We start from the raw sequence: 20,885 nt of genomic DNA on the forward strand, positions 1-20,885 counted from the left end.
GCCTTTGCCGACAGAGTGGATAATGGTAGTGTTTTGATACCTTTCGTTTGAAAAATCGGCTATCTACTCTGAAATGACATGCTTATCCGTCCGTCTTGGGATGGAAGGCTGGAACGGCGAAGGTTCTTTCCGGGCAAAGGCGGTGGCCCGGATGCGCTGCCGGACTTGCCGAAAATTGCGAGGCATATCGGAATGGCGAATAACAAGTACAATGAATCGATCGAGGACAAGGCGTTCAAGGCATTGGACGAAGCGCTTCAGATCGATTTCGGCCAGGAGGACGCCCCGTCTCGCCGCGGTAGCGCGTCCCACGCCCCGGAGGCAAATGTGACTGACCCATCCAATGCCCGTAATCAGTCCCAGGAAGACGCTGAACGCCGTCGCGGCCGCGCTGCCCGTACAGGCGATCAGCAGGCTCCGAGGTCACCGGCCTTTGCCCCCGCCAACGATGCCAGCCGCAATTCGCCCGCCTCGCTTCTGAAGTCGCTGGAAAACGGCTCCAGCCGCCCTGCCCTGCGTACGGCCACTCTCGTCTCCATCCTGTGGGTGGTCATCGGCCTCGGGCTGATGTTCATGCTCTATGCGTCGCAGATTGCCCAGATCCGCTCGCTGACAGATCTTGCCGCCCTGCCGGGCGTGATCGCAGGCATTGTCGGCATCATCGTCCCGGTCATGATGTTCTATGCTTTCGCCATCATGATCTCGCGCGCGCAGGACATGCGCAATGCGGCCCGCTCCATGGCTGAAGTCGCCTTGCGCCTGGCTGAGCCGGAAACCATCGCCTCCGAACGTATCATGACGGTCGGCCAGGCCGTCCGCCGCGAAGTCTCGGCAATGAACGAAGGCATCGAGCGCACCATTGCACGCGCTTCCGAACTCGAAACGCTTGTGCATTCCGAAGTGAATGCGCTGGAGCGGTCCTATGCGGATAATGAGTTGCGCGTACGCGGCCTCGTCCACGAACTCGGCTCCGAGCGCGAGGCAATCGTCAACCATGCCGACCGCATCCGCTCCTCCATCGCCGGCGTCCACGACCAGCTCAAGGAAGAGCTGTCGCTTGCCACGGAAGAAATTGCCATCCGCCTTGCGACCTCGGGCGAAGCCTTTGCCTCGCTGATCGATACGCGCGCGGCTGCGATCATGGAAAAGTCCGACAGCGCCATACAGTCGCTCGGCACGCTGCTGGCTGCCAAGACCGATACGCTGCTCCATACGCTGACCGCTTCGGGGCTTGCGATCGGCAATGAATTCGACAATCGCCTGGACGCGCTGACCAACACGATCAACGAACATGGCGAGCGTCTGCTCACCCAATTCGAGACGCGCGCTTCGACCATGGACGCCAGCACCGAGCGCCTGAACGCTGCCCTGCAGGAGCGCACCCAGCAGCTCAATGAGATCCTGATTTCCCGCACCCGCGATATCAATCAAAGCCTGACTTCCGGCGAACGAACGATCGGCGGCACGCTCGATGACGTGCTCTCGAGGCTGAACGCGGCGCTCGACGAAAAGGGCGCCAGCTTCCGCCAGAGCCTGCAGTCGACGGCTGATGACGCGGTCATGGATCTTGACGTGCGCTCCGGCTTCTTCGAGGAACGCCTGCAGACGACCGTGGCCCAGCTTTCGACGGCCTTTGACGAACGCGTCGCCGAATTCACCGATGCCTTCGACAAGCGCGCCGGCTCCCTCGACACCAAGCTCATTGAAAGCCTCACGCGCATCAACGAGACACTGTCGGGCAATGCCGATTCCATCGATAACATTCTCAATACCAACATCGATCGTCTTGGCTCATCGATGACGGAGCAGTCGCTGGCACTGGCAGCCGCCTTCGCTACCGGCCAGGAAGTGCTGGAAAGCACGCTCGCCAACCGTGCCGACGAAATCACCTCGGCGCTGACGACCCGCACCGGCGAGCTGAGCTCGACCCTCGGCAACGCCACATCGGAAATCTCGCTGGCGCTCGCGTCCGGCACGTCCGATTTGAAGAACAATCTCGCCGCCCGGGCGACCGAATTCCGCGAAACGCTGCAGGCGACGACGACCGAACTCGCCGCTGCCGTCGATAGCGGCACCGAAAAGGTCACGGGCGCATTCGGCGGTCGCGCCGAAGAGCTGAGCAACGTTCTCGCCGCCCGCGCCGCTGAAATCACCGATGCGCTGAAGAGCGCCCATACCGGCCTCGACAGCGTGATGGCCGAACGCGGCGGCGCGCTGATCGGCGCACTCGCTGACCATCACAGCCGCTTCGACGAGGCGCTTGCGAGCCGCTCCGAAGCCATTATCAATACTGTCTCGGGCACCCACGACCGTCTTGCCGAAACCCTCGACGAGAAGGCAATGGCGCTGGCGATCTCGCTGAACGAGACGCAGTCGCGCATCGAAGACACGCTTGCGACTCATTCGGAATCGTTCATCAACACCGTCTCGGGCACGCACGACCGCCTCTCCGAAACCCTGGATGAAAAAGCGATGGCACTTGCCATCGCGCTGAACGAAGGGCAGGCCCGTCTCGACGATACGCTCGCGAGCCGCTCCGAAGCCATAATCAATACAGTCTCGGGCACCCACGACCGTCTCGCCGAAACCCTCGACGAGAAGGCAATGGCGCTGGCGATCTCGCTGAACGAAACGCAGGCACGCATCGAAGACACCCTGTCGACCCATTCGGAATCGCTCATCAATGCCGTTTCGGGCACGCATGACCGTCTTGCCGAAACGCTCGACGAAAAGGCGATGGCGCTCGGCATCTCGCTGAACGAAACGCAGGCTCGCATCGAGGATACGCTATCGACCCGTTCGGAAGCGCTGATCAGTGCCGTCTCCGGCACGCATGATCGCCTCGCCGAAACGCTCGACGAAAAGGCAATGGCACTTGCCATTTCGCTGAACGAAAGCCAGAGCCGCCTGGAAGACACGTTGACGGCGGGCACCAGCACGCTCATCAATGCGGCCACCGGCACGCATGAGCGGATCGCCGCAGCACTCGGCGAAAGCCAGCTTCGCATCGAGGAAGCGCTCACCAATCGCGCCGAGTCCATCGTCCATGCCGTCACGAACAGTGCCGACCGCCTCTCCGATACGCTCGACGAAAAGACCATGGCGCTCGCCATTTCGCTCGATGACGGTCAGAGCCGCTTTGAATCCGCTCTCGAAAACCGCAGCAATGCCATCATGGACACCGTTGCCAGCGCCGAAGAGCGGGTTGCCGGAGCCTTTGCCGACCGTACGGAAGCAATCCGCGCCGCCTATACGGATAATCAGGCCCGTCTCGAAACCGCCCTTGCCGAGCACAGTGCTACCCTTTCGGAAGCCCTGGATGCGGGCGGCATGCGCATGGAAGGCATCATCGGCAGCATGACGGGCCGCATCGAGGATAGCCTCACCGACGCTCAGCGGCGTCTGGGCAGCCTTGCGAGCGATGCGGCAAGCAACATCGAAGGTGGGCTTGAAGCCGCACATGACCGCATCCGCGCCACGCTCGACGATCGTACCAATGCCATCAAGCTGTCGCTGACCGAGGCCCATAACCTCATCAACGACACGCTCTCCGAACAGGCGACGTCGATCGGTACATCGGTGGCAACCAGCATCGGCATGCTCGAAATGTCATTGGAAGATCGCGAAAACGCGATCCGCGAGGCGATCGACAAGAGTGCGCAGACGCTCGAGGATCGCATGCGCGAGGGAGCCGGCCAGATCGCCGGCCGCTTCCAGGACGCCGCCAATACGATCTCGCGTTCCGCCGCCGATTTCTCCGGCCATCTCGATCATTCCATTGACAGTCTTACGGGACGCTTCACTGAAACCGGCAGCCGCGTCGAAGCTGGCCTTGCCGCAATCGAGGCGCGCATAGCCAATGGTGTTGGCGGTGTGGCGGATAAACTCGACGCTGCGGGCAACCATCTCTCCGGTGTACTGGACGATGGCATCTCCCGCCTCAGCGCGATCGGCGACGACACAGCCCAGCGCATCGCCGCAACACTCGGCAACAGCGCCGCAAACCTGACGCATGCGCTCGACAGCCGCAGCGCCAGCTTGACCGAGGCCCTCGATAGCCGCGCCGCCAGCCTGACGGAGGCTTTCGACGGCCGCAGCACCAGCCTAACGGAAGCACTGCAAGCCGGCACTGCTAATCTCACCCAGGCCCTCGATAACAGCAGTGCAAACCTCACCCGCGCTCTCGACAGTCACAGCGCCAACCTCACCCAGGCTCTGGACAGCCGCCGGGCCCATCTTGCCGAAACGCTCGACAGCAGCAGCGCGACCATTGCGCAGTCGATCGACGGCCGCACCGCGGCACTGAGCGACATGATGGATCGCGGCAACGCGCGCATCGAAGAGCGTCTCTCGACCATGGATCGCGCTCTGACTGTCGGTCTGGATGCCGTCAACCGCACGATCGAAGGCAAGGCTGCCGGTCTTGCAGCGACTCTGCGCAGTGCCGTCGCCGAGGCTGCCGAAGGCATGGATGGCGAAGCCACCAAGTCCTCGGAACTGCTGAGCCGCACCGGCCAGCAGTTCGCCGAAGCCATGGACGAGCGCTCCTCGCAGATCGTCAATCGCGTCGCCGAGGCCCAGAACCGCCTCGCCGGCCAGGCGGCCGCCGTTGCCCAGACCTTCTCCGAGGCTGGCAATGTCATCGTCAACAAGGTCGCGGAAGCGGAAAATATCGTCAGCAGCCAGGTCAGCGCCATCAATCACGCGCTTGCCGATGCCGGCCAGACGCTGGCAGTGCATGGCAACTCCATCCGCTCGACGCTGACGGATGCCGGCAGCCAGATCACATTGAGCATGGCCGAAGTCGACCGTGCGCTCGAAGCCCGCACCAGCATCATCCGCTCCAGTCTGGAGCAGCGTGCCCGCGAGATCGATGCGACACTCACCGATATCGACAAGGCGCTGGAAGCACGCGGCAACTCGATCCGCGCAACGCTCGACGAGCGCACCCGCGATCTCAACTCCATGCTGGCCGGCCGCTCTACTGAGCTGACGCGCATCCTGGACGAGACGGCGCGCCCGATCATCGATCGTTACACCGATGCCGGCCAAGAGGCCGCAGCCCGCATCACTGCGGCCGCAAGCCTCAGCGCCGATCGCCTGCGCGCCGAAAACGAAGCGCTGACCCAGGCCGTCGCCGCCCGCGCCGAAAACGTCGCCAACGCCGTCGCCGCCATCGAGAACAGCCTGACGAACAACGTCAACGGCCTCGTCCAGCGCCTGTCGGAAAGCAGCGCTGCCATGTCTGTCATGATGACGCGCGCCGCCGATCAGCTGAGCGACGTCGACAACCGACTCGGCGACACGACCACGCGGTTCACCGACTCCGCCGCCAAGGCTGCCGAAATGGTGTCTGCCTCCACCCGTCTGCTTGAAGGCAAGGTCGACCGCCTGTCGGATATTTCCGGCCAGACGCTCGCCCAGGTCGGCAGCATCATCGGCCGCTTCGACGACCATTCGAAGGTTCTCGGCCAGGCCTCGCAGCTTCTTGCAGCCGCCCAGTCCGGCCTCGTGTCCACACTGGAAGAGCGCGAAGATGCTCTGCAGACGCTGGCAGCCGGCCTCGTCCAGCGTTCGAGTGAAATCGAAAAGACCATGCGGGGCCTCGGCGGCATGATCGAGACCGTCTTCGAACGTGCCGAGCAGCGCTCCAACCAGGTGACCGGTACGCTGCGCCAGAGTGTGCAGGCCTCGTTTGCCGATATTGGCCGGGTGCTTTCGGATACCGAAAAGCGCGCCGAGGAAGCCGCTTCAAACATGCGCGAGGCGATCAATCGCGCCGGAGAGGAAGCCAATGCGACGATCGACAACAGCTTTGCCAATGTCGAGCGCCGCTCCGGCGACCTCACCAACCGCCTGCGTGGCGGCCTGACGGCTTCGCTGTCGGAAGTCGAGCGCATGCTCGGCGAAGCCGGCCGTGCCTCCGACAATGCAGCGCAGAACCTGCGGGAATCGCTACGTGACGCGATCGACGAGGCGGTCACCCGCTTTGCAGGTGCAACGGAGGATATCCGTCGCTCTGCTGCCGATATCCGTGCCGAACTCGACTCGACCCGCGCCGAACTGAAGCGTGGCGCCTTCGATCTGCCGGAGGAAGCCAAGGAGAGCGCATCTGCCATGCGCCGCGCTGTCGCCGAGCAGATCAAGGCCCTGCAGGATATCTCGCAGATCGTCGGCCGCTCCAGCCAGCGGCTGGAACTCTCCGAGCCGGTCGCTCGCACGCTCGCCCAGGCCGAGCCCGCACCGCGCGTCACTCAGCCGGTGATCCCGACGGCACCCGCCCCGCAACCGGCACCGACGGCGCGCCAGTCGATCGAATCCATGGGCCTGCGCGGCACTATCGCACCGACCCCGGCAGCTCCTGCGCCTGCTCCGCAGCGTCCGGTCGCTCCACAGCCTGCGCCGGCGCCGGTCAGGCAGGAGGCTCCGCGCACCGAAGCCAGCAGCGGCGGCTGGATCAGCGATCTCCTGCGCGGCGCCTCGCGTGAAGAAACCGAGGAAGCTCAGCGCGCTCCGGCGCGCCCTGCCGCGGAAGCAGCCGCTCCGGCCCCTACTCCCGCCCAGCGCGCTAATGACAGCCGCAACCCGCGCCATGTCGTTGAATCGCTGAACTCGCTCTCGGTCGATATCGCCCGCGCCATCGATCACGATGCTTCGGTCGATCTGTGGCGCCGCTACCAGCGCGGCGAGCGCGACGTCTTTACCCGTCGCCTCTACACGCTGAAGGGCCAGCAGACCTTCGACGAAATCAAGCGCAAGTATGATCGCGAGCCGGAATTCCGTACCGCCGTGGATCGCTATATCGGCGACTTCGAAAAGCTGCTCGCCGATGTCGCCCGCACCGATCCGAACCGCACGGTGACGCAATCCTACCTGACGTCGGATACCGGAAAGGTCTATACGATGCTTGCGCATGCGGCGGGCCGTCTGAGCTGAGTGGGCACGAAAAGATGGTGAGACAAAAAGGGTCATCTGTGGATGGCCCTTTTTTATTGCCCCTACTCCTTCATTCCGTCACAAACATTCCCGATCCGCATTCATCAAGCCGGATTGCCGGACGATACGTCAGACGGCGATCCGCCAGACCATTTTGCCCAGACCACTTGCCAAGCCGATAGGCAACGCCATCGCTTGCCACGACAGAGACCGCAGACATTGATGACCAAGACGACCTCCCGGCTTATGGCCGCCGCCTTCTCGTCCGTATTCTTTTTGAGCGCGTTCATTCGGGCTGAAGCCGGCCAGGCAAGCTTTCTCGTGGATGTGCAGTCCGGCCAGGTTTTGGAGGCTTCCAATCAGGATGATCTGAATTATCCGGCGTCGCTGACCAAGATGATGACGCTCTACCTCACCTTCCAGGCGCTGCATGACAAACGCCTGACCTGGGATCAGAAACTCACCATGTCGGAAAATGCCGAGAGCAAGGAACCCTTCAAGCTCGCCGTCGGCGCCGGCCGCAAGGTCACCGTCAAGAAAGCCGTCGAAAGCATCGTGGTTCTCTCGGCCAATGACCCCGCTGTGGCGCTCGGCGAGCAACTCGGCGGCTCCGAACAGGCTTTCGGCACGCTGATGACGACAAAGGCTCATGAGCTCGGCATGACGAACACCGTCTTCAAGAATCCGTCGGGCCTACCGGATCCCGAGCAGGTGACGACGGCGCGAGATATGGCGACCCTTGGCGTTGCGCTGATGCGCGACTTTCCGGAGGAGTTCAAGCTCTTCTCCATGCGCGGCTTCCAGTTCCGCGGCATGAAGCTGCGCGGCCACAACAACCTCATGTACCGCTACAATGGCGTTGACGGTATCAAGACCGGTTTCACCGATGCATCGGGCTACAATGTTGTGACTTCGGCCGCCAAGGACGGTCGCCGTGTGGTCGGCGTCGTCATGGGTGAAAAAACCGCCAACCTGCGCGACGACAAGATGGCGAGCCTGCTCGACAGTTACCTGCCGGCCGCTGCGACTGCCACGGCATCGGCAAGCGGCGGCAACCCGACGATGACGGACACCCAGCCAACGAAGTAAACCGTCGAGATAAGCCAAAAATAAAGAAAGCCCCAAACCGTCCCACGGTTTCGGGCTTCTTTGTGAAAGGAGAAGGCTCTAAATCGACTTCAGCGTCCAGCCGACGATCTGGTCGGTGACTTCGGTAAAGGCGCGACCGAGCCCCTTCACGAAGCCGGTATTGTCGCCGCCGGCAGCAGCCGTTGCGCGGAAGACCTGTTGAGTGAGCACCGTCCCGTTGCGGTCGTTGAGGATCTTGGCGGAAATCTCGACCACCGCCCTGTTGCCGGAGGACGCGTCGATCTCGAAGGATCGGATGTCGGTAACCAGCTGATAGTCGATCGCCAGTCCCTGCCCCGGCTTTCCGACGCCGCCGAGCTTGCCGGAATTTTCGAACGCCTGGACGAGTTTCGACTGCACCATGCGCGGCAGCGTATCGCTCCACTGGGCGCGTGAGAGATATTGAATTTCCGAGGGCGAAACGCGGATGACGATCTGGTCGCTGTTCAGCGCCTTCAAGGCCGATGGATCGGCAATCAGGAGCTGCTTGTTCTTTGCCGAAGGTCCGGTACCGTCAACGGATGCTGCCGAGAGATCGAAGGTGTCGTTTTTGGCAGTCGATCCGCAGCCTGTCAAAAGGGCTGCCGCCAGCGGCAAAATAATCGCCGTTCCACGGATCCAGGAACGGCGCGACATCGAATGCGATAGACCCATATACGCTACCCCTGACTCCTGTTTCTTTGTTTCCGCAATTCCGGATGCACCGCTATACACTTTTACTGAAATTGCTTTTAGCGCCGCGTGCGCCCGTCATATTGCTTGACCGTCGGTCCGCCGAAGATGATCCGCTGCGGATTCTGGTCGAAATTGGTGATGGCATTGTTGAGGTTATTGGCCGTACCGCGCAGTTCGTTGACCAGCGTCTCGACATCACGCAACCCGCCGCCCGAGAACCTCTGCAGATTGTCGGCAATCGGTCCGATGCGGCCATTGAGGTTGTCGGCGACCTGCTTGAAGGATGCCAATGTGGCGCGCGCCTCGGTGAAGAGCGAGTTGGTATTGTCCGAACCAAGCAGCGCATCGACCTTGACGAGGATGCCGTCGACGCGCGTCGAGGCCGAGTTCAGCTTGTTCGCCATCTGCTGGACGTCCTTGATCGTCTGGTCGATGTCCTTTCGACGGTCTGCGACGGTGTTCGAGACATCGCGGATCGAGGCAACGGCGGCGCGCGCGTCCTTCGTCGCCTGGGCGATGTCGTCGACCGAACCCTTGACCTTGTTGGGATCGATGGCGGCCATCAGCGTATCGACGCGGTCGAGCGTCAGCTGCGCCTTCTTGCCGAATTCGTTATAGGTCGTGACCGTCTGGTCGACTTTGGCAACCAAGCCCTTGAGATTGCCTGAGGCATCCGCCACGTCGCGGCTGACCTTTTCTGCATTGGTCAGAATCGTATTGATCTTCTGCGCATCGACGGCCTTCACGAGATCCTCGATGGCCGCAAGCGTCGAATCGACGCGACCGGAAACGTTGCGCACCGTATTGGAGAGATCACCGACGCTCTGCAGGAAGCTGTCGATATTGCCGGAATTCTTGGCGAGCGCATCCGAGAAGGTTTCGGCATTCTGCAATGTTTTGGTCAGCGGCCCGCGCGCATCGCGTACGAAACCCTGCACATCGCCGACGGCGTCGTTGGCGCGGTCGAGGATCTTGTCGGCGGTTGCAAGCAAGTTGGTGACGCTCGACTGATCCGCGACGATGACGGCGCGTTTTCCGCTTTCCAGTGCCTGCTGGAGAATGTTCTTCTCTTCCTTGCGGCCGCCCGAAAGTTCGATATAGGCCGCACCCGTCAGGCCCTGGATTTCAAGGGCAGCCTTGGTGGACGGATAAATCGGCGCATCCGAGCGCACTTCGGTGAAAGCCAGCGAATATTGCGGATCGTCGGCATCGATGGAGAGCGACTGCACCGAACCGACCTGAATGCCGTTGAAGCGCACGGGCGAGCCGACGCTCAGACCGTTGGCGGAGCCCGGAATGCGCACAATCAGTTCGGCCATCGGGCCGCTTCGGCCATATTCCGCCATCCAGTAGACGAAGCCAAATGCGGCTGCGATCACCAGAACGGTGAAAAAACCGACGATCGTGTAATTGGCTCTGGTTTCCATCGTCTCCGGTCACTTCCCGCTGTCATGCTGCGCCTGTGCCGGCGCGTGTTCCTGCGGCACGATCGAACGCGCCCGCTTGCCCTTGAAGTAAGCCTGAACCCACGGATCGTCATAGGCCAGCATGTCGTCGATCGTTCCTTCCACCATTACCCGCTTCTTTCCGAGCACGGCAATACGGTCGCAGACGGAAAACAGGCTGTCGAGGTCGTGGGTCACCATATAGACGGTTAACCCCAGGCTATCTCGCAGATTGGCAATCAGCTCGTCGAATTCCGCCGCACCAATGGGATCGAGGCCCGATGTCGGCTCGTCGAGGAAGACGAGTTCCGGGTCGAGAGCAAGTGCGCGGGCAAGGGCCGCACGCTTGATCATCCCGCCCGAAAGCTCTGACGGATATTTGTCGGCTGCATCCGCCGCCAGCCCCACCATACGGATCTTCAGATGCGCCAGCTCATCCATCAATGAGGCCGGCAGATCCAGATATTCGCGCATCGGCACCTGGATATTCTCTTTCACCGTCAGGGAGGAGAAGAGCGCACCCTGCTGGAAGAGAACGCCCAAACGCATGTCGAGCGCATTGCGTTCCGGCTCGTCCAGCTCGTCGAAATCCTGACCGAGAATCTTAATGGTGCCGGAGCGGCGCGGCAGCAGGCGCAACACGGTGCGCATCAGCACCGATTTGCCGGTCCCCGAGGCCCCGACGAAACCGAGGATTTCGCCCCGGTAGATATCGAGATTGAGCCTGTCGAGCACGACCTTGGGGCCGAAAGCGACCGTGACGTCCTTGGCGGAAAGCACGATGTCGCGCCCATGACCCTTGGTCCCGTTGTCGGCGCCCTTCTCGGCCCCGTTCCCGCCCGTTTCGATCGGTTGCTGATCCACGTTGCCCGCCATGTCAGAAATCGATCGCTGCATAGAACATCGCAAAAAGCCCGTCCATCAGGATGACGACGAAAATCGCTTTCACGACGGAGGCCGTCACATGCTGGCCGAGAGATTCGGCGCTGCCGCCGACCTTCAGCCCCTCGACGGCTGCGACAATGCCGATGACCAGCGCCATGAAGGGCGCCTTGATCATGCCGGCAAGCACGGTGGACAGCGTCACAGCTTCGTGTAGGCGCGACAGGAAGGTGGCGAACGTGATACCCGAATAGGCATAGGCGACGCCGGCAGCGCCGGCGAGCGAGGCGAAATTCGCAATCACGGTCAGAAGCGGCAGCGCGACGGTCAACGCCACCAGCCGCGGGAAGATCAGCACACCGATCGGATTCAGTCCCATCACCTTCAGTGCGTCGACTTCCTCGCGCATCTTCATGGAACCGATTTCGGCAGTGATCGCGCTGCCGGACCGGCCGGCGATCATGATGGCGGTCAGAAGCACGCCGATTTCGCGCAGTTGCAGGATGCCGACGAGGTCGACGACGAAGATTTCCGCGCCGAAATAACGCAGCTGGAAGGCGCCCTGCTGCGCAATAATCGCGCCGATCAGGAAGGACATGAGCAGGATGATCGGAACGGCGCGCACGCCCATATGGTCGATCTGATTGACGATCGAGGCCGGCGAAACACCGCTGCCGCGGCCGAACTTCATCTGCGCGCCGCGCACGGCCGAGCCCAGGATATACATGGAGGCCGCGACATTGTCCCAGACATCGAGGGTCATCCTCCCGATCGGCGCGAAGATGCGCTCCACAAGCGAGAGCTTTACCTTCTGTTCCGGCTCCTGCTTTTCCGGCTCCTTGGAAAAAGTGGCGATCAGCTCGTCGATATGCTGGTTCGTGCCTTCGAAACGAACCGTCCGTCCGGCGGCTTCCTGTTGTTTCTTTAGCCGGCAAAGTAGCCAGATGCCGGCCGTGTCGATATCGGTGACGCCGGAAAGGTCGAGTGTGAGGTCGCCGCTATTGTTGCGCGCCAGCTTCTCGAAGTCCTGCAGGACGAGATGGATGGTGGCGCTGCGCCAGTTGCCTTCAAGATGCACATGCTGGGCCGAGCCCTCGGCTCGGTCGTCCACATGCAGCGAGGCGGCGTTGCGTTTCTCGGACTTCAAAATACTTGTGTCTTTCAGTGCTTGCAGCGACAGTTCCGACTCGCGAACACATCGTTCGTCGCCGGCGCGTTAATATACAGAACGAACGCGCAATTTCCATGCTCGCAGGAGAGCAAATATGCCGCGCCATCTTGATATCCAGATGAATTCATTCCCGATTGCGGGCACCTTTACCATTTCGCGGGGAGCCAAGACATCAGCCGAAGTCGCTACTTGCATCCTGACCGAATCAGGTACTACCGGACGCGGCGAATGCGTGCCCTATCGCCGCTATGGCGAGACGATGGAAAGCGTGGTCGCCCAGATCGAATCCGCCCGCCCGCTGATCGAAGCCGGCATCGCGCGTGCCGAACTACAGCACGCCATGCCCCCTGGCGCTGCTCGAAACGCCGTCGATTGCGCCCTCTGGGATCTCGAAGCCAAGCTGACGGGCAAGAGTGTTGCCTCCCGCCTCGATTTACGCCATTTGAAGCCTTTGACGACGGCCTATACGATCTCGCTCGGTGAACCCGACGTGATGGCAGCCGAGGCTCGCAAGCATGCGCAGCGGCCGTTGCTGAAGGTCAAGGTCGGTACGGGCGACGATGAAAGCCGCATCCGGGCGGTGCGTGAAGCCGCCCCGAACGCTGCCATCATCCTCGATGCCAATGAGGGCTGGCCGGAGCAGCGGCTGGAACATCATCTGCGGATCGCAGCCGAAACTAATATCGCGCTGGTCGAACAGCCGCTGCCGGCCGGCCGCGACGACATGCTGGCGGAGATTGCCCGTCATGTCCTCGTCTGCGCCGACGAGAGCGTGCATCACACCGGCGATCTGGCAAGCCTCGCCGATCGTTACGACGCCATCAACATCAAGCTAGACAAGACAGGCGGCTTGACCGAGGCGCTGGAAATGAAGGCCGAAGCCCAGCGGCTCGGCTTTTCGATCATGATCGGCTGCATGGTCGGCACCTCGCTTGCCATGGCGCCGGCCGTGCTTCTGGCGCAGGACGCCGATTTCGTCGATCTCGACGGCCCGCTTCTGCTCGCCCGCGATCGCGAGCCCGGACTGACCTATGCCGGCTCCCTCGTCTTCCCGCCCGAAGCCAGCCTCTGGGGCTGAAGATAATAGGCGATGATGACGAGGCTGAGCCCCAAGGCGGCAACGAGCGCCATGATGTAATAGCTGTAAAGGCCAAGGGCGGAATAAATATAGCCCGAGGCGATCGTCATCAGTCCCGAGGCCATGCCGATATAGAAGAAATAAGCGCCCTGGGCCGAGGCCTCCTGCGTTTCCTGTACGGTCGCCACGATGCGCCGCTGCACGCCCGTGTGCACGAAAGCATAGGTGAAGCCGTGCAGGCATTGCAGCGCAAAGAAACCGATGAAGCTCGTCTCCGTCGGGAAGAAGACCCAGCGGCAGATGCTGACGGCGCAGCCGAAACGGATCAGCGTCCAGGCATTGAAGCGACGATTGAGACGCCGTGACAGGAAGAAGACCGTCACCTCTGAGGCTACACCCGCACTCCAGAGAATACCGACCTCAGTGCCGGAAAAGCCGAGTTGATGCCAGTAGATCGAGGAAAAAGCGTTCAGCAGCGCATGGCTTGCCTGCTGGATCGACACACCGAGCAGCAAGAGAAGCAGATGCGGTTCGCGCAAGCCACTTCCTGTGGTCGCCGGCAGATTGATCGGCTGACCGCGCCGCCGCGTCGGCCCGATGCGTGGGCAGAAGATCGCCATCGTGATGGTCAGCAAGAAGCCGAAGATCATGACGGGCACAACCATACCACCACCCCAGCGTCCGACCAGTTGGCCACCGATAAGCGTCGAGACAATGAAGGCGATCGAGCCCCAGACGCGCATGGAACCGTAATCGAGCCCCCAGCGCCGCACACCGGAAATCACGATCGATTCGACGACCGGCACATAGGGCGCGAAGGTCGCGCCCTGCAGCGCAAAGACGAACAGCACCGGCCAGAAGTTCGTCGTCCAGTAGAGCGCGATCGCCGTCACTAGCGACAGGATGCCCGACCACAGGAGCACATGCGCCCGCTCCTGCATCCGGTCGGCAAAAACCGCCACGATCGGCGCCACCAGAACGCGCACCACCATCGGCACGGCGAGGATGGTGCCAATCTGATGATCGTTGAACTGGTGAGTCGAAAGCCAGACGGGGAAGAAGGGCAGGACGATACCGTTGACCAGCAGCGGCGCGCTGTAGCAAAGCGCGCTGAGCAGCCGGAAGCGCGGCGGCGCTCCTTCACCCGTTAAGGGATTTTGTGCGGGAATCATGATGGACCTGAAGGAAACTCTGCGTTGCCTAACACATCCAATCAGACACGACTATGGCGAGAAATGGCCCGATCGAAACGATTCAAAAAATAAACCAAAACGATTTAAAAAATAAATAGGGCCTGTCGCCTGAGGGCAACGGGCTAAATTCCTGGTGTCCCGGCAGCAAGCCTGCCGGCACGGTACGCGCGCAATATTCAGGCAGCCTGCGGGGCGAGATCGCCCTCTTCAAGCAATTCCAGGGAGGTTGGTGCCGGCACGTTGCTGGTCAGCGCACGCCAGGTGATGAGTTCGAACGTGCCGTCTTCATGTTCGACGATGGCCGTGCAGCTTTCCACCCAGTCACCGGTGTTGATGTAGCGGATGCCTTCCATATCCTCGATCACGGCGTGATGGATATGGCCGCAGATGACACCGTCGGCACCGCTCTTGCGCGCTTCCTCGGCAACCACGCGCTGGAACTCGCCGATGAAGTTGACGGCATGTTTTACCTGCAGCTTGGCCCAGGCTGAGAAAGACCAGTAGGGCATGCCGAGACGGCGCCGCACGGCAGCGAGCACGATATTGATGCGGATCGCCATGTCATAGGCCCAGTCGCCGAGATAGGCGAGCAGACGCGCGTTACGCACGACGACGTCGAATTCGTCGCCATGCAGGATCAGGTACTTCTTGCCGTCTGCGCCATGGTGGACGATGCGGTCGACGACTTCGATGCCGCCGAAATGCGTGCCGGGAAAGGCGCGCAGGAATTCGTCGTGATTGCCGGGAATATAGACGACGCGGGTACCCTTGCGTGCCTTGCGCAGCAGCTTCTGGACCACATCGTTGCAGACCTGCGGCCAGTACCAGCTGCGCTTGAGGCGCCAGCCATCGACGATATCGCCGACGAGGTAGATCGTCTCCGCCTCGTGATATCTGAGAAAATCGAGCAAGAAATCCGCCTTGGCGGCCTTCGAGCCCAGATGCACATCGGAAATGAAGAGGGTGCGGAAGCGCCGGGGTTCCATCATGTCTGTCACAAGCCTTTCCGCTCGTGTCCCATCGTTCTTCGTCTGGCTTTCCAAAATCAGACTCGTGTATCAGGAAGATGACAAAGGGCAGGAAAGCCCTGCAAGACCGCTCGATCCAACAGCCAATGTCAGCTCGCCGTTACCATGTGATCAAAAAGTTCCACTGCGGCCATTTCCGTACTGTCCAGGCCGGTCGATTGATGTATGGAGGAGTCTTCAAAAGACTTCGAAGGACGATTGGAAGCGGCTATGGATCACCAGGATAAATCCCAGGAAAAGGCCAAGACGGAAAAGGATCTGGCCGGCGGAAGCCTCGACGATCAGGCTCTTTTCTTCCACCGCTATCCGCGCCCCGGCAAGCTGGAAATCCAGGCGACCAAGCCGCTCGGCAACCAGCGCGATCTGGCGCTTGCCTATTCCCCCGGCGTCGCCGCCCCCTGCCTCGCCATCCGCGACAATCCTGAAACTGCGGCCGATTATACATCTCGCGCCAACCTCGTCGCCGTGATCTCCAACGGCACGGCCGTGCTCGGTCTCGGCAATATCGGCCCGCTTGCCTCCAAACCCGTCATGGAAGGCAAGGCTGTTCTCTTTAAGAAATTCGCCAATATCGACGTCTTCGACATCGAAGTGGATGCCACCGACGTCGACCAGATGGTCGCCACCGTCGCTTCGTTGGAGCCGACCTTCGGCGGCATCAATCTCGAAGACATCAAGGCGCCGGAATGCTTCCGCATCGAGAAGCAGCTGCGCGAGAAGATGAAGATCCCGGTCTTCCATGACGACCAGCATGGCACCGCCATCATCGTCGCTGCTGCAATCCTCAACGGTCTCGAACTGGCCGGCAAGAAGATCGACGAGGTCAAGATCGTCGCCTCGGGCGCCGGCGCTGCGGCGCTCGCCTGCCTCAACCTTCTGGTGACGCTCGGCGCCAAGCGCGAAAACATCTGGGTTCACGATCTCGAGGGCCTCGTCTATGAAGGCCGCGTCGAACTGATGGACGAATGGAAGGCCATTTACGCCCAGAAGAGCGTCACGCGCACGCTCGCCGAAAATATCGGCGGAGCCGATGTTTTCCTCGGCCTTTCCGCCGCTGGCGTCTTGAAGCCGGAACTCCTGGCGCAGATGGCTGAAAAGCCGCTCATCATGGCGCTCGCCAACCCGACGCCCGAAATTATGCCGGATCTCGCCCGCGCCGCGCGCCCGGATGCGATGATCTGCACCGGCCGTTCCGATTTTCCGAACCAGGTCAACAACGTCCTCTGCTTCCCCTATATTTTCAGGGGCGCGCTGGACTGTGGTGCCGAGACGATCAACGAGGAAATGAAGATGGCGGCTGTGCGCGCCATCGCAGCGCTCGCCCGCGAGGAGCCGTCCGACGTTGCCGCCCGCGCCTATTCCGGCGAGACACCGGTTTTTGGTCCCGATTATCTCATCCCCTCGCCCTTCGATCCGCGCCTGATCCTGCGCATCGCACCTGCCGTCGCCAGGGCTGCGGCCGAAAGTGGCGTGGCGCGTCGCCCGATTGCCGATTTCGACGCTTATCTCGACCAGCTGAATCGCTTCGTTTTCCGCTCCGGCTTCGTGATGAAGCCAATCTTCACGGCGGCCAAGGTGGCCGAGCGTAAACGCGTGATCTTCTCCGAAGGTGAAGACGAGCGTGTGCTGCGCGCCGCCCAGGTGCTGCTCGAGGAAGGCATTGCCGAGCCGATCATCATCGGCCGTCCGCAGGTCATCGAGACCCGCCTGAAGCGCTACGGCTTGCGCATCCGCCCGCTTTCGGATTTCGATGTCATCAATCCCGAGGACGATCCGCGCTTCCGCGAATATGTCGATCTTTATTTTTCGCTGGTCGGCCGCCGCGGCGTCATCCCGGAAGCCGCCCGCACCATCGTGCGCACCAATACGACGGTCATCGGGGCCTTGGCGCTGAAGCGTGGCGAAGCTGACGCATTGATATGCGGCCTCGAAGGGCGCTATGAAAAGCATCTCCGCGATGTACGCCAGATCATCGGCAAGCGTCCCAATGTACGTGATTTCTCAGCACTCAGCCTGATGATCTCGCAGCGCGGTGCCACCTTCTTCACCGATACCTACGTGACTTTCAACCCGACGGCGGAAGAGATCGCCGAGGCGACAGTTCTGGCAGCGGAGGAAATCAAGCGCTTCGGCATCACCCCGCGTGCGGCCCTCGTCTCGCATTCGAATTTCGGCTCACGCGAATCCGAAAGCGCCACAAAGATGCGCCATGCGCTGCAGTTGGTGCGCGAGACGGCGCCTGATCTCGAAGTCGATGGCGAAATGCACGGCGAGAGCGCGATCTCCGAGGATCTGCGCCGCCGCGTCATGCCGCACACCACGCTGGATGGTGAAGCCAACCTGCTGGTCTTCCCGAACCTCGATGCCGCCAATATTACGCTCGGCGTGGTGAAGTCGATGACAGATGGGCTGCATGTTGGCCCGATCTTGCTCGGCGCGGCACTGCCGGCACATATTCTGGCGCCGTCCGTTACCTCGCGCGGTGTGGTCAATATGGCAGCTCTGGCTGTCGTAGAAGCTTCACAGCCGGCCTAAGCCGCCTGCAGAGCGTTCGCATCCATTGGATCAGGCACGCCGTAGCGATCGGCTTCCCTGATCCGACAGTTCATCGGCGCGTTCGTTGCCGGCGACGCCGGAATGGCCCTTGCACCAGGCAATGCTGATCTGCGGATTTTGTAATAGCTCGATATCGACGGCTTGCCAGAGTTCGGCATCGGCGACCACCCGGTTTCTGGCATTGCCGCCAGGGTTGCTCTTCTTCCAGCCATTGTTCTTCCAGATCGGGCGCCAGTGATTGCTGCCTTCGACAGCGTAGACTGAATCGGACCATATAACTGCTGCCTCGCCCGCTGCCGTGCAGTTGATCCAGATTGCTGCCTTCAGCACCGCGGTTAGTTCCATCGCGTTATTGGCAGAATTCTCAGCGCCGCCGAAACCCGAAGCGATTTCCACGCCATCGCGATACGCGACGAAGGCCCAGCCACCGTGCCAGGAACGCGGCTCGAAACAACCGTCCACGAAAACGTGAAGGCCGTCCCGGGTTTGCGGCATTTCCGATGTCGTTTCAGGAAGTGGGATGTTGTCAGAAAAACTTGTCATGTCAGGCGGTTATCTATTAAGGAGCTCCCGCGTAACTGCGCAAGAGATGGAAGTGGAAGCATCAGACTTGCTGGATAACATCGCGAAAATGCGATAGGAATGACTCCGGGGTTATTAAGGGAAATACGCTAGGATAGTGCTCGGCGAACTGAAGCCGCAATTCGCCAATGGATGCCTTTTCTCATTCCGGAACGACGTCGTGAAGCGCCGAAACCTGTATCTCGTCTTCTTTCTGGCATTCGCGGCTCCTGCAGCCGCTGAGACCAATGCGATCTGCGAGGATCTGCGCGGGCGCCTTGCCGACCTGCCGCAATCGATCGGCAATGGTAATGGGGCTGAGATGCGCCAATATGCAGGTGCGCTTGCCGAACAGAATCTCGAACTGCGCAAGGTACGCAGCGACCTGCGCCGATATGGCTGCACCTCCGGCAGCATGGTTGTGGTCGGTGGCGAGAATGCCGGCTTCTGCAGCGAGCTCGAACAATCCGAAGCCAAGATGGTGGACAATATCCGCTACCTGCAGGACCGCCGCAACGAGCTGCGCGACTCCGGTGCCGATCCGGCCCGCGAAGGCCTTTTGGCCGCCCTTGAGGATAATGGCTGCAACAGCGACAGCTTTAGCGAACCCGTACAGGGTGATGCCTATGCGCCTGCTCCCTCCATCGAGGAACAGGCCATGCGCGGCGATACCTTCATCCCGCTTGGCGGCGGCGAGCGGTACGGCTTGCCGCGCGCAGAAATGCTTTCTCCGGTCAGCACCATTTGCGTGCGCACCTGCGACGGCGGCTTCTTCCCGATCAGCAACAATGCGACCTCGGTCGATTTCGGCCGCGATGCCGCAACCTGCTCAAAGATGTGCCCCGGCGTGGAGACGGAGCTTTATTATCGTGACATTTCGAGCGGCGATGCCGCAAACATGATCTCGGCGGCAACCGGCGCACCCTATAGCGCGATGAAAAACGCCTTCGCCTACAAGACCCGCGCACCCGGCGAAAAATCTGCCTGCTCCTGCAATCTGACGGCCTATTACGACGAGATTCGCAAGAGCCAGTCAGTTTCTGCACCGGTGACCGAGCCGAAGGGCTCGATCACCACGATCCAGACGCAAGCGCCGAAGAGCGCAGGCGCCCCGCCCGCTCCACAGGCACAGGTGCCCGACCGCCCCTACGATCCTGCAACCAGGGTCCGGCAAGTCGGCCCGCAATTCCTTGCTGGCGATCAGGGTAAGATCGACCTCGCCAATCCAGCGGTATCCGGTCCGCAGCCCCAACAGCAGCCATAGTCGACACCAAAACGCGCTTTTCTTCAGGTCGACGAGCGATGATGTTCGCGGAAGGCTGCCGCCAGCGTGCGCAGCGCCGCGCGCGATTTCGCATCCGTCAGCGTCGAATGCAGCACGACTTCCGAAGATGGCAGCGGTGGGAGGCCGAAGCGCTCGCCGACATCCACCGTGCCGACAGGCGCCAGGCGATGGGAGAAGGTCGAGACGGCAAGCCCTGCAGACACGGCGGCGGTCACAGCCGAAGAGCCGCCGCCAAGGAAGACCTCGATCCAGGGGATGCCGGCGGCATCGAGCGCGCGGGTGCAGATATCCCGCACCTTGCAATCGGGCGAAAGCGCCGCAAGCCGCAGCGGTTCGCCTCGGCGGTATTCGAATTGCGGCGTGGCAAACCAGCTGAAATGCTCCGGCGCCAGAACCTCGCCGTCGCGCCGATCCTCTTCCCGGCGAATGATCGCCGCATCCAGATCTCCGCGATCGAAAGCGTCGAGCAGCGCGCATGAATTGTCGAGCCGCACCTCGATCGTCAGCCCCGGATCATGCGCATTGAGGCGTGCAAGCAGCGTCGGCACTTCCGGGCCGGCGACGTGGGCCGCTATGCCCAGCCTGAAACGACGGCGCGACGAGGAAAGGGCTGCGACGGCCCGGTCATGGGCAGCGAGGAATTCCCTTGCAGCGTCGAGAAACACTGCGCCCTGCGCCGAGAGCCGCACCAGCCGCGGCGTGCGCTCGATCAGGCGGTGGCCAAGCCGCTCCTCGAGCCGCTTCAGCTTGACGCTGATTGCGCCTTGCGTGCTGTCGAGCGCGGTGGCGGCTCGGGTGAAGCTCCTGTTATCGGCAATGGCCACAAAGGCCTGAACGGAATCGACATCGAGCATGGTGAAGCCAGTCATCCAGATTTGTTATGACTGAAATACTTAATCATCCAATTCTGTAATGATCAAGTCCCGCCTATGCTGACGCAAACGGGC

General features: G+C 61.5%; 13 protein-coding genes. 5 read left to right on the forward strand and 8 right to left on the reverse strand.

The features are described 5' to 3' along the window. Window positions 1-192 precede the first annotated feature (192 nt). Together EV281_RS04240 and EV281_RS04245 are read left to right on the forward strand one after the other, a co-directional pair. On the forward strand, window positions 193-6,936 hold the full coding sequence (locus EV281_RS04240) for a hypothetical protein (RefSeq protein WP_132651662.1): 6,744 nt from the start codon (window positions 193-195) through the stop codon (window positions 6,934-6,936). A gap of 222 nt (window positions 6,937-7,158) precedes the next feature. Next, window positions 7,159-8,025, forward strand: coding sequence for a D-alanyl-D-alanine carboxypeptidase family protein (locus EV281_RS04245; RefSeq protein WP_132651663.1), 867 nt, complete (start codon window positions 7,159-7,161; stop codon window positions 8,023-8,025). A 78-nt stretch (window positions 8,026-8,103) separates the two neighbouring features. On the opposite strand, the gene EV281_RS04250 is transcribed toward EV281_RS04245, so the two are convergent. The 4 genes from EV281_RS04250 to EV281_RS04265 all read right to left on the reverse strand — a co-directional run bounded on the left by EV281_RS04250 (window position 8,104) and on the right by EV281_RS04265 (window position 12,231). Continuing rightward, on the reverse strand, window positions 8,104-8,718 hold the full coding sequence (locus EV281_RS04250) for an ABC-type transport auxiliary lipoprotein family protein (RefSeq protein ID WP_132651664.1): 615 nt from the start codon (window positions 8,716-8,718) through the stop codon (window positions 8,104-8,106). A 77-nt stretch (window positions 8,719-8,795) separates the two neighbouring features. Continuing rightward, complete coding sequence (locus EV281_RS04255) at window positions 8,796-10,166, reverse strand: MlaD family protein (RefSeq protein WP_132651665.1); 1,371 nt, start codon at window positions 10,164-10,166, stop codon at window positions 8,796-8,798. A 9-nt stretch (window positions 10,167-10,175) separates the two neighbouring features. Continuing rightward, entirely contained in the window at window positions 10,176-11,060 is an 885-nt protein-coding gene (locus EV281_RS04260) for an ABC transporter ATP-binding protein (RefSeq protein ID WP_132651666.1), read from the reverse strand. 1 nt (window position 11,061) lies between these two features. Beyond that, window positions 11,062-12,231 carry an MlaE family lipid ABC transporter permease subunit gene (locus tag EV281_RS04265; protein ID WP_184327368.1) on the reverse strand — a complete coding sequence of 390 codons (1,170 nt, stop codon included), beginning with the start codon at window positions 12,229-12,231 and terminating at the stop codon, window positions 11,062-11,064. A 100-nt stretch (window positions 12,232-12,331) separates the two neighbouring features. Here EV281_RS04265 and dgcA point away from each other — a divergent pair, with 100 nt between their 5' ends. Next, on the forward strand, window positions 12,332-13,315 hold the full coding sequence (gene dgcA / locus EV281_RS04270; RefSeq protein WP_132651668.1) for an N-acetyl-D-Glu racemase DgcA: 984 nt from the start codon (window positions 12,332-12,334) through the stop codon (window positions 13,313-13,315). Here the strand turns inward: dgcA and EV281_RS04275 are convergent. Both EV281_RS04275 and EV281_RS04280 read right to left on the reverse strand, forming a co-directional pair. Then, the gene (locus EV281_RS04275) at window positions 13,267-14,487 is read right to left on the reverse strand and encodes an MFS transporter (RefSeq protein WP_132651669.1); all 1,221 of its coding nucleotides are present in this window, start codon (window positions 14,485-14,487) and stop codon (window positions 13,267-13,269) included. The two genes, dgcA and EV281_RS04275, sit on opposite strands and share 49 nt — an antisense overlap. Before the next feature lie 197 nt (window positions 14,488-14,684). Beyond that, the gene (locus EV281_RS04280) at window positions 14,685-15,497 is read right to left on the reverse strand and encodes a UDP-2,3-diacylglucosamine diphosphatase (RefSeq protein ID WP_132652002.1); all 813 of its coding nucleotides are present in this window, start codon (window positions 15,495-15,497) and stop codon (window positions 14,685-14,687) included. A gap of 249 nt (window positions 15,498-15,746) precedes the next feature. Here EV281_RS04280 and EV281_RS04285 point away from each other — a divergent pair, with 249 nt between their 5' ends. Further along, entirely contained in the window at window positions 15,747-18,071 is a 2,325-nt protein-coding gene (locus EV281_RS04285; protein ID WP_132651670.1) for an NADP-dependent malic enzyme, read from the forward strand. A 30-nt stretch (window positions 18,072-18,101) separates the two neighbouring features. Here EV281_RS04285 and EV281_RS04290 read toward each other — a convergent pair whose 3' ends face one another. Further along, window positions 18,102-18,635: a ribonuclease H gene (locus EV281_RS04290; protein ID WP_132651671.1), complete on the reverse strand. Its 534-nt coding sequence runs from the start codon at window positions 18,633-18,635 to the stop codon at window positions 18,102-18,104. A gap of 199 nt (window positions 18,636-18,834) precedes the next feature. Here EV281_RS04290 and EV281_RS04295 point away from each other — a divergent pair, with 199 nt between their 5' ends. Then, entirely contained in the window at window positions 18,835-19,917 is a 1,083-nt protein-coding gene (locus EV281_RS04295) for a DUF2865 domain-containing protein (RefSeq protein WP_132651672.1), read from the forward strand. A gap of 23 nt (window positions 19,918-19,940) precedes the next feature. Here the strand turns inward: EV281_RS04295 and EV281_RS04300 are convergent, their stop codons facing one another. Next, on the reverse strand, window positions 19,941-20,807 hold the full coding sequence (locus EV281_RS04300) for a LysR substrate-binding domain-containing protein (RefSeq protein ID WP_132651673.1): 867 nt from the start codon (window positions 20,805-20,807) through the stop codon (window positions 19,941-19,943). Window positions 20,808-20,885: the final 78 nt, after the last annotated feature.

This window comes from Rhizobium sp. BK418, from assembly GCF_004341105.1.
In the GTDB taxonomy this organism is placed as follows: Bacteria; Pseudomonadota; Alphaproteobacteria; order Rhizobiales; family Rhizobiaceae; genus Rhizobium.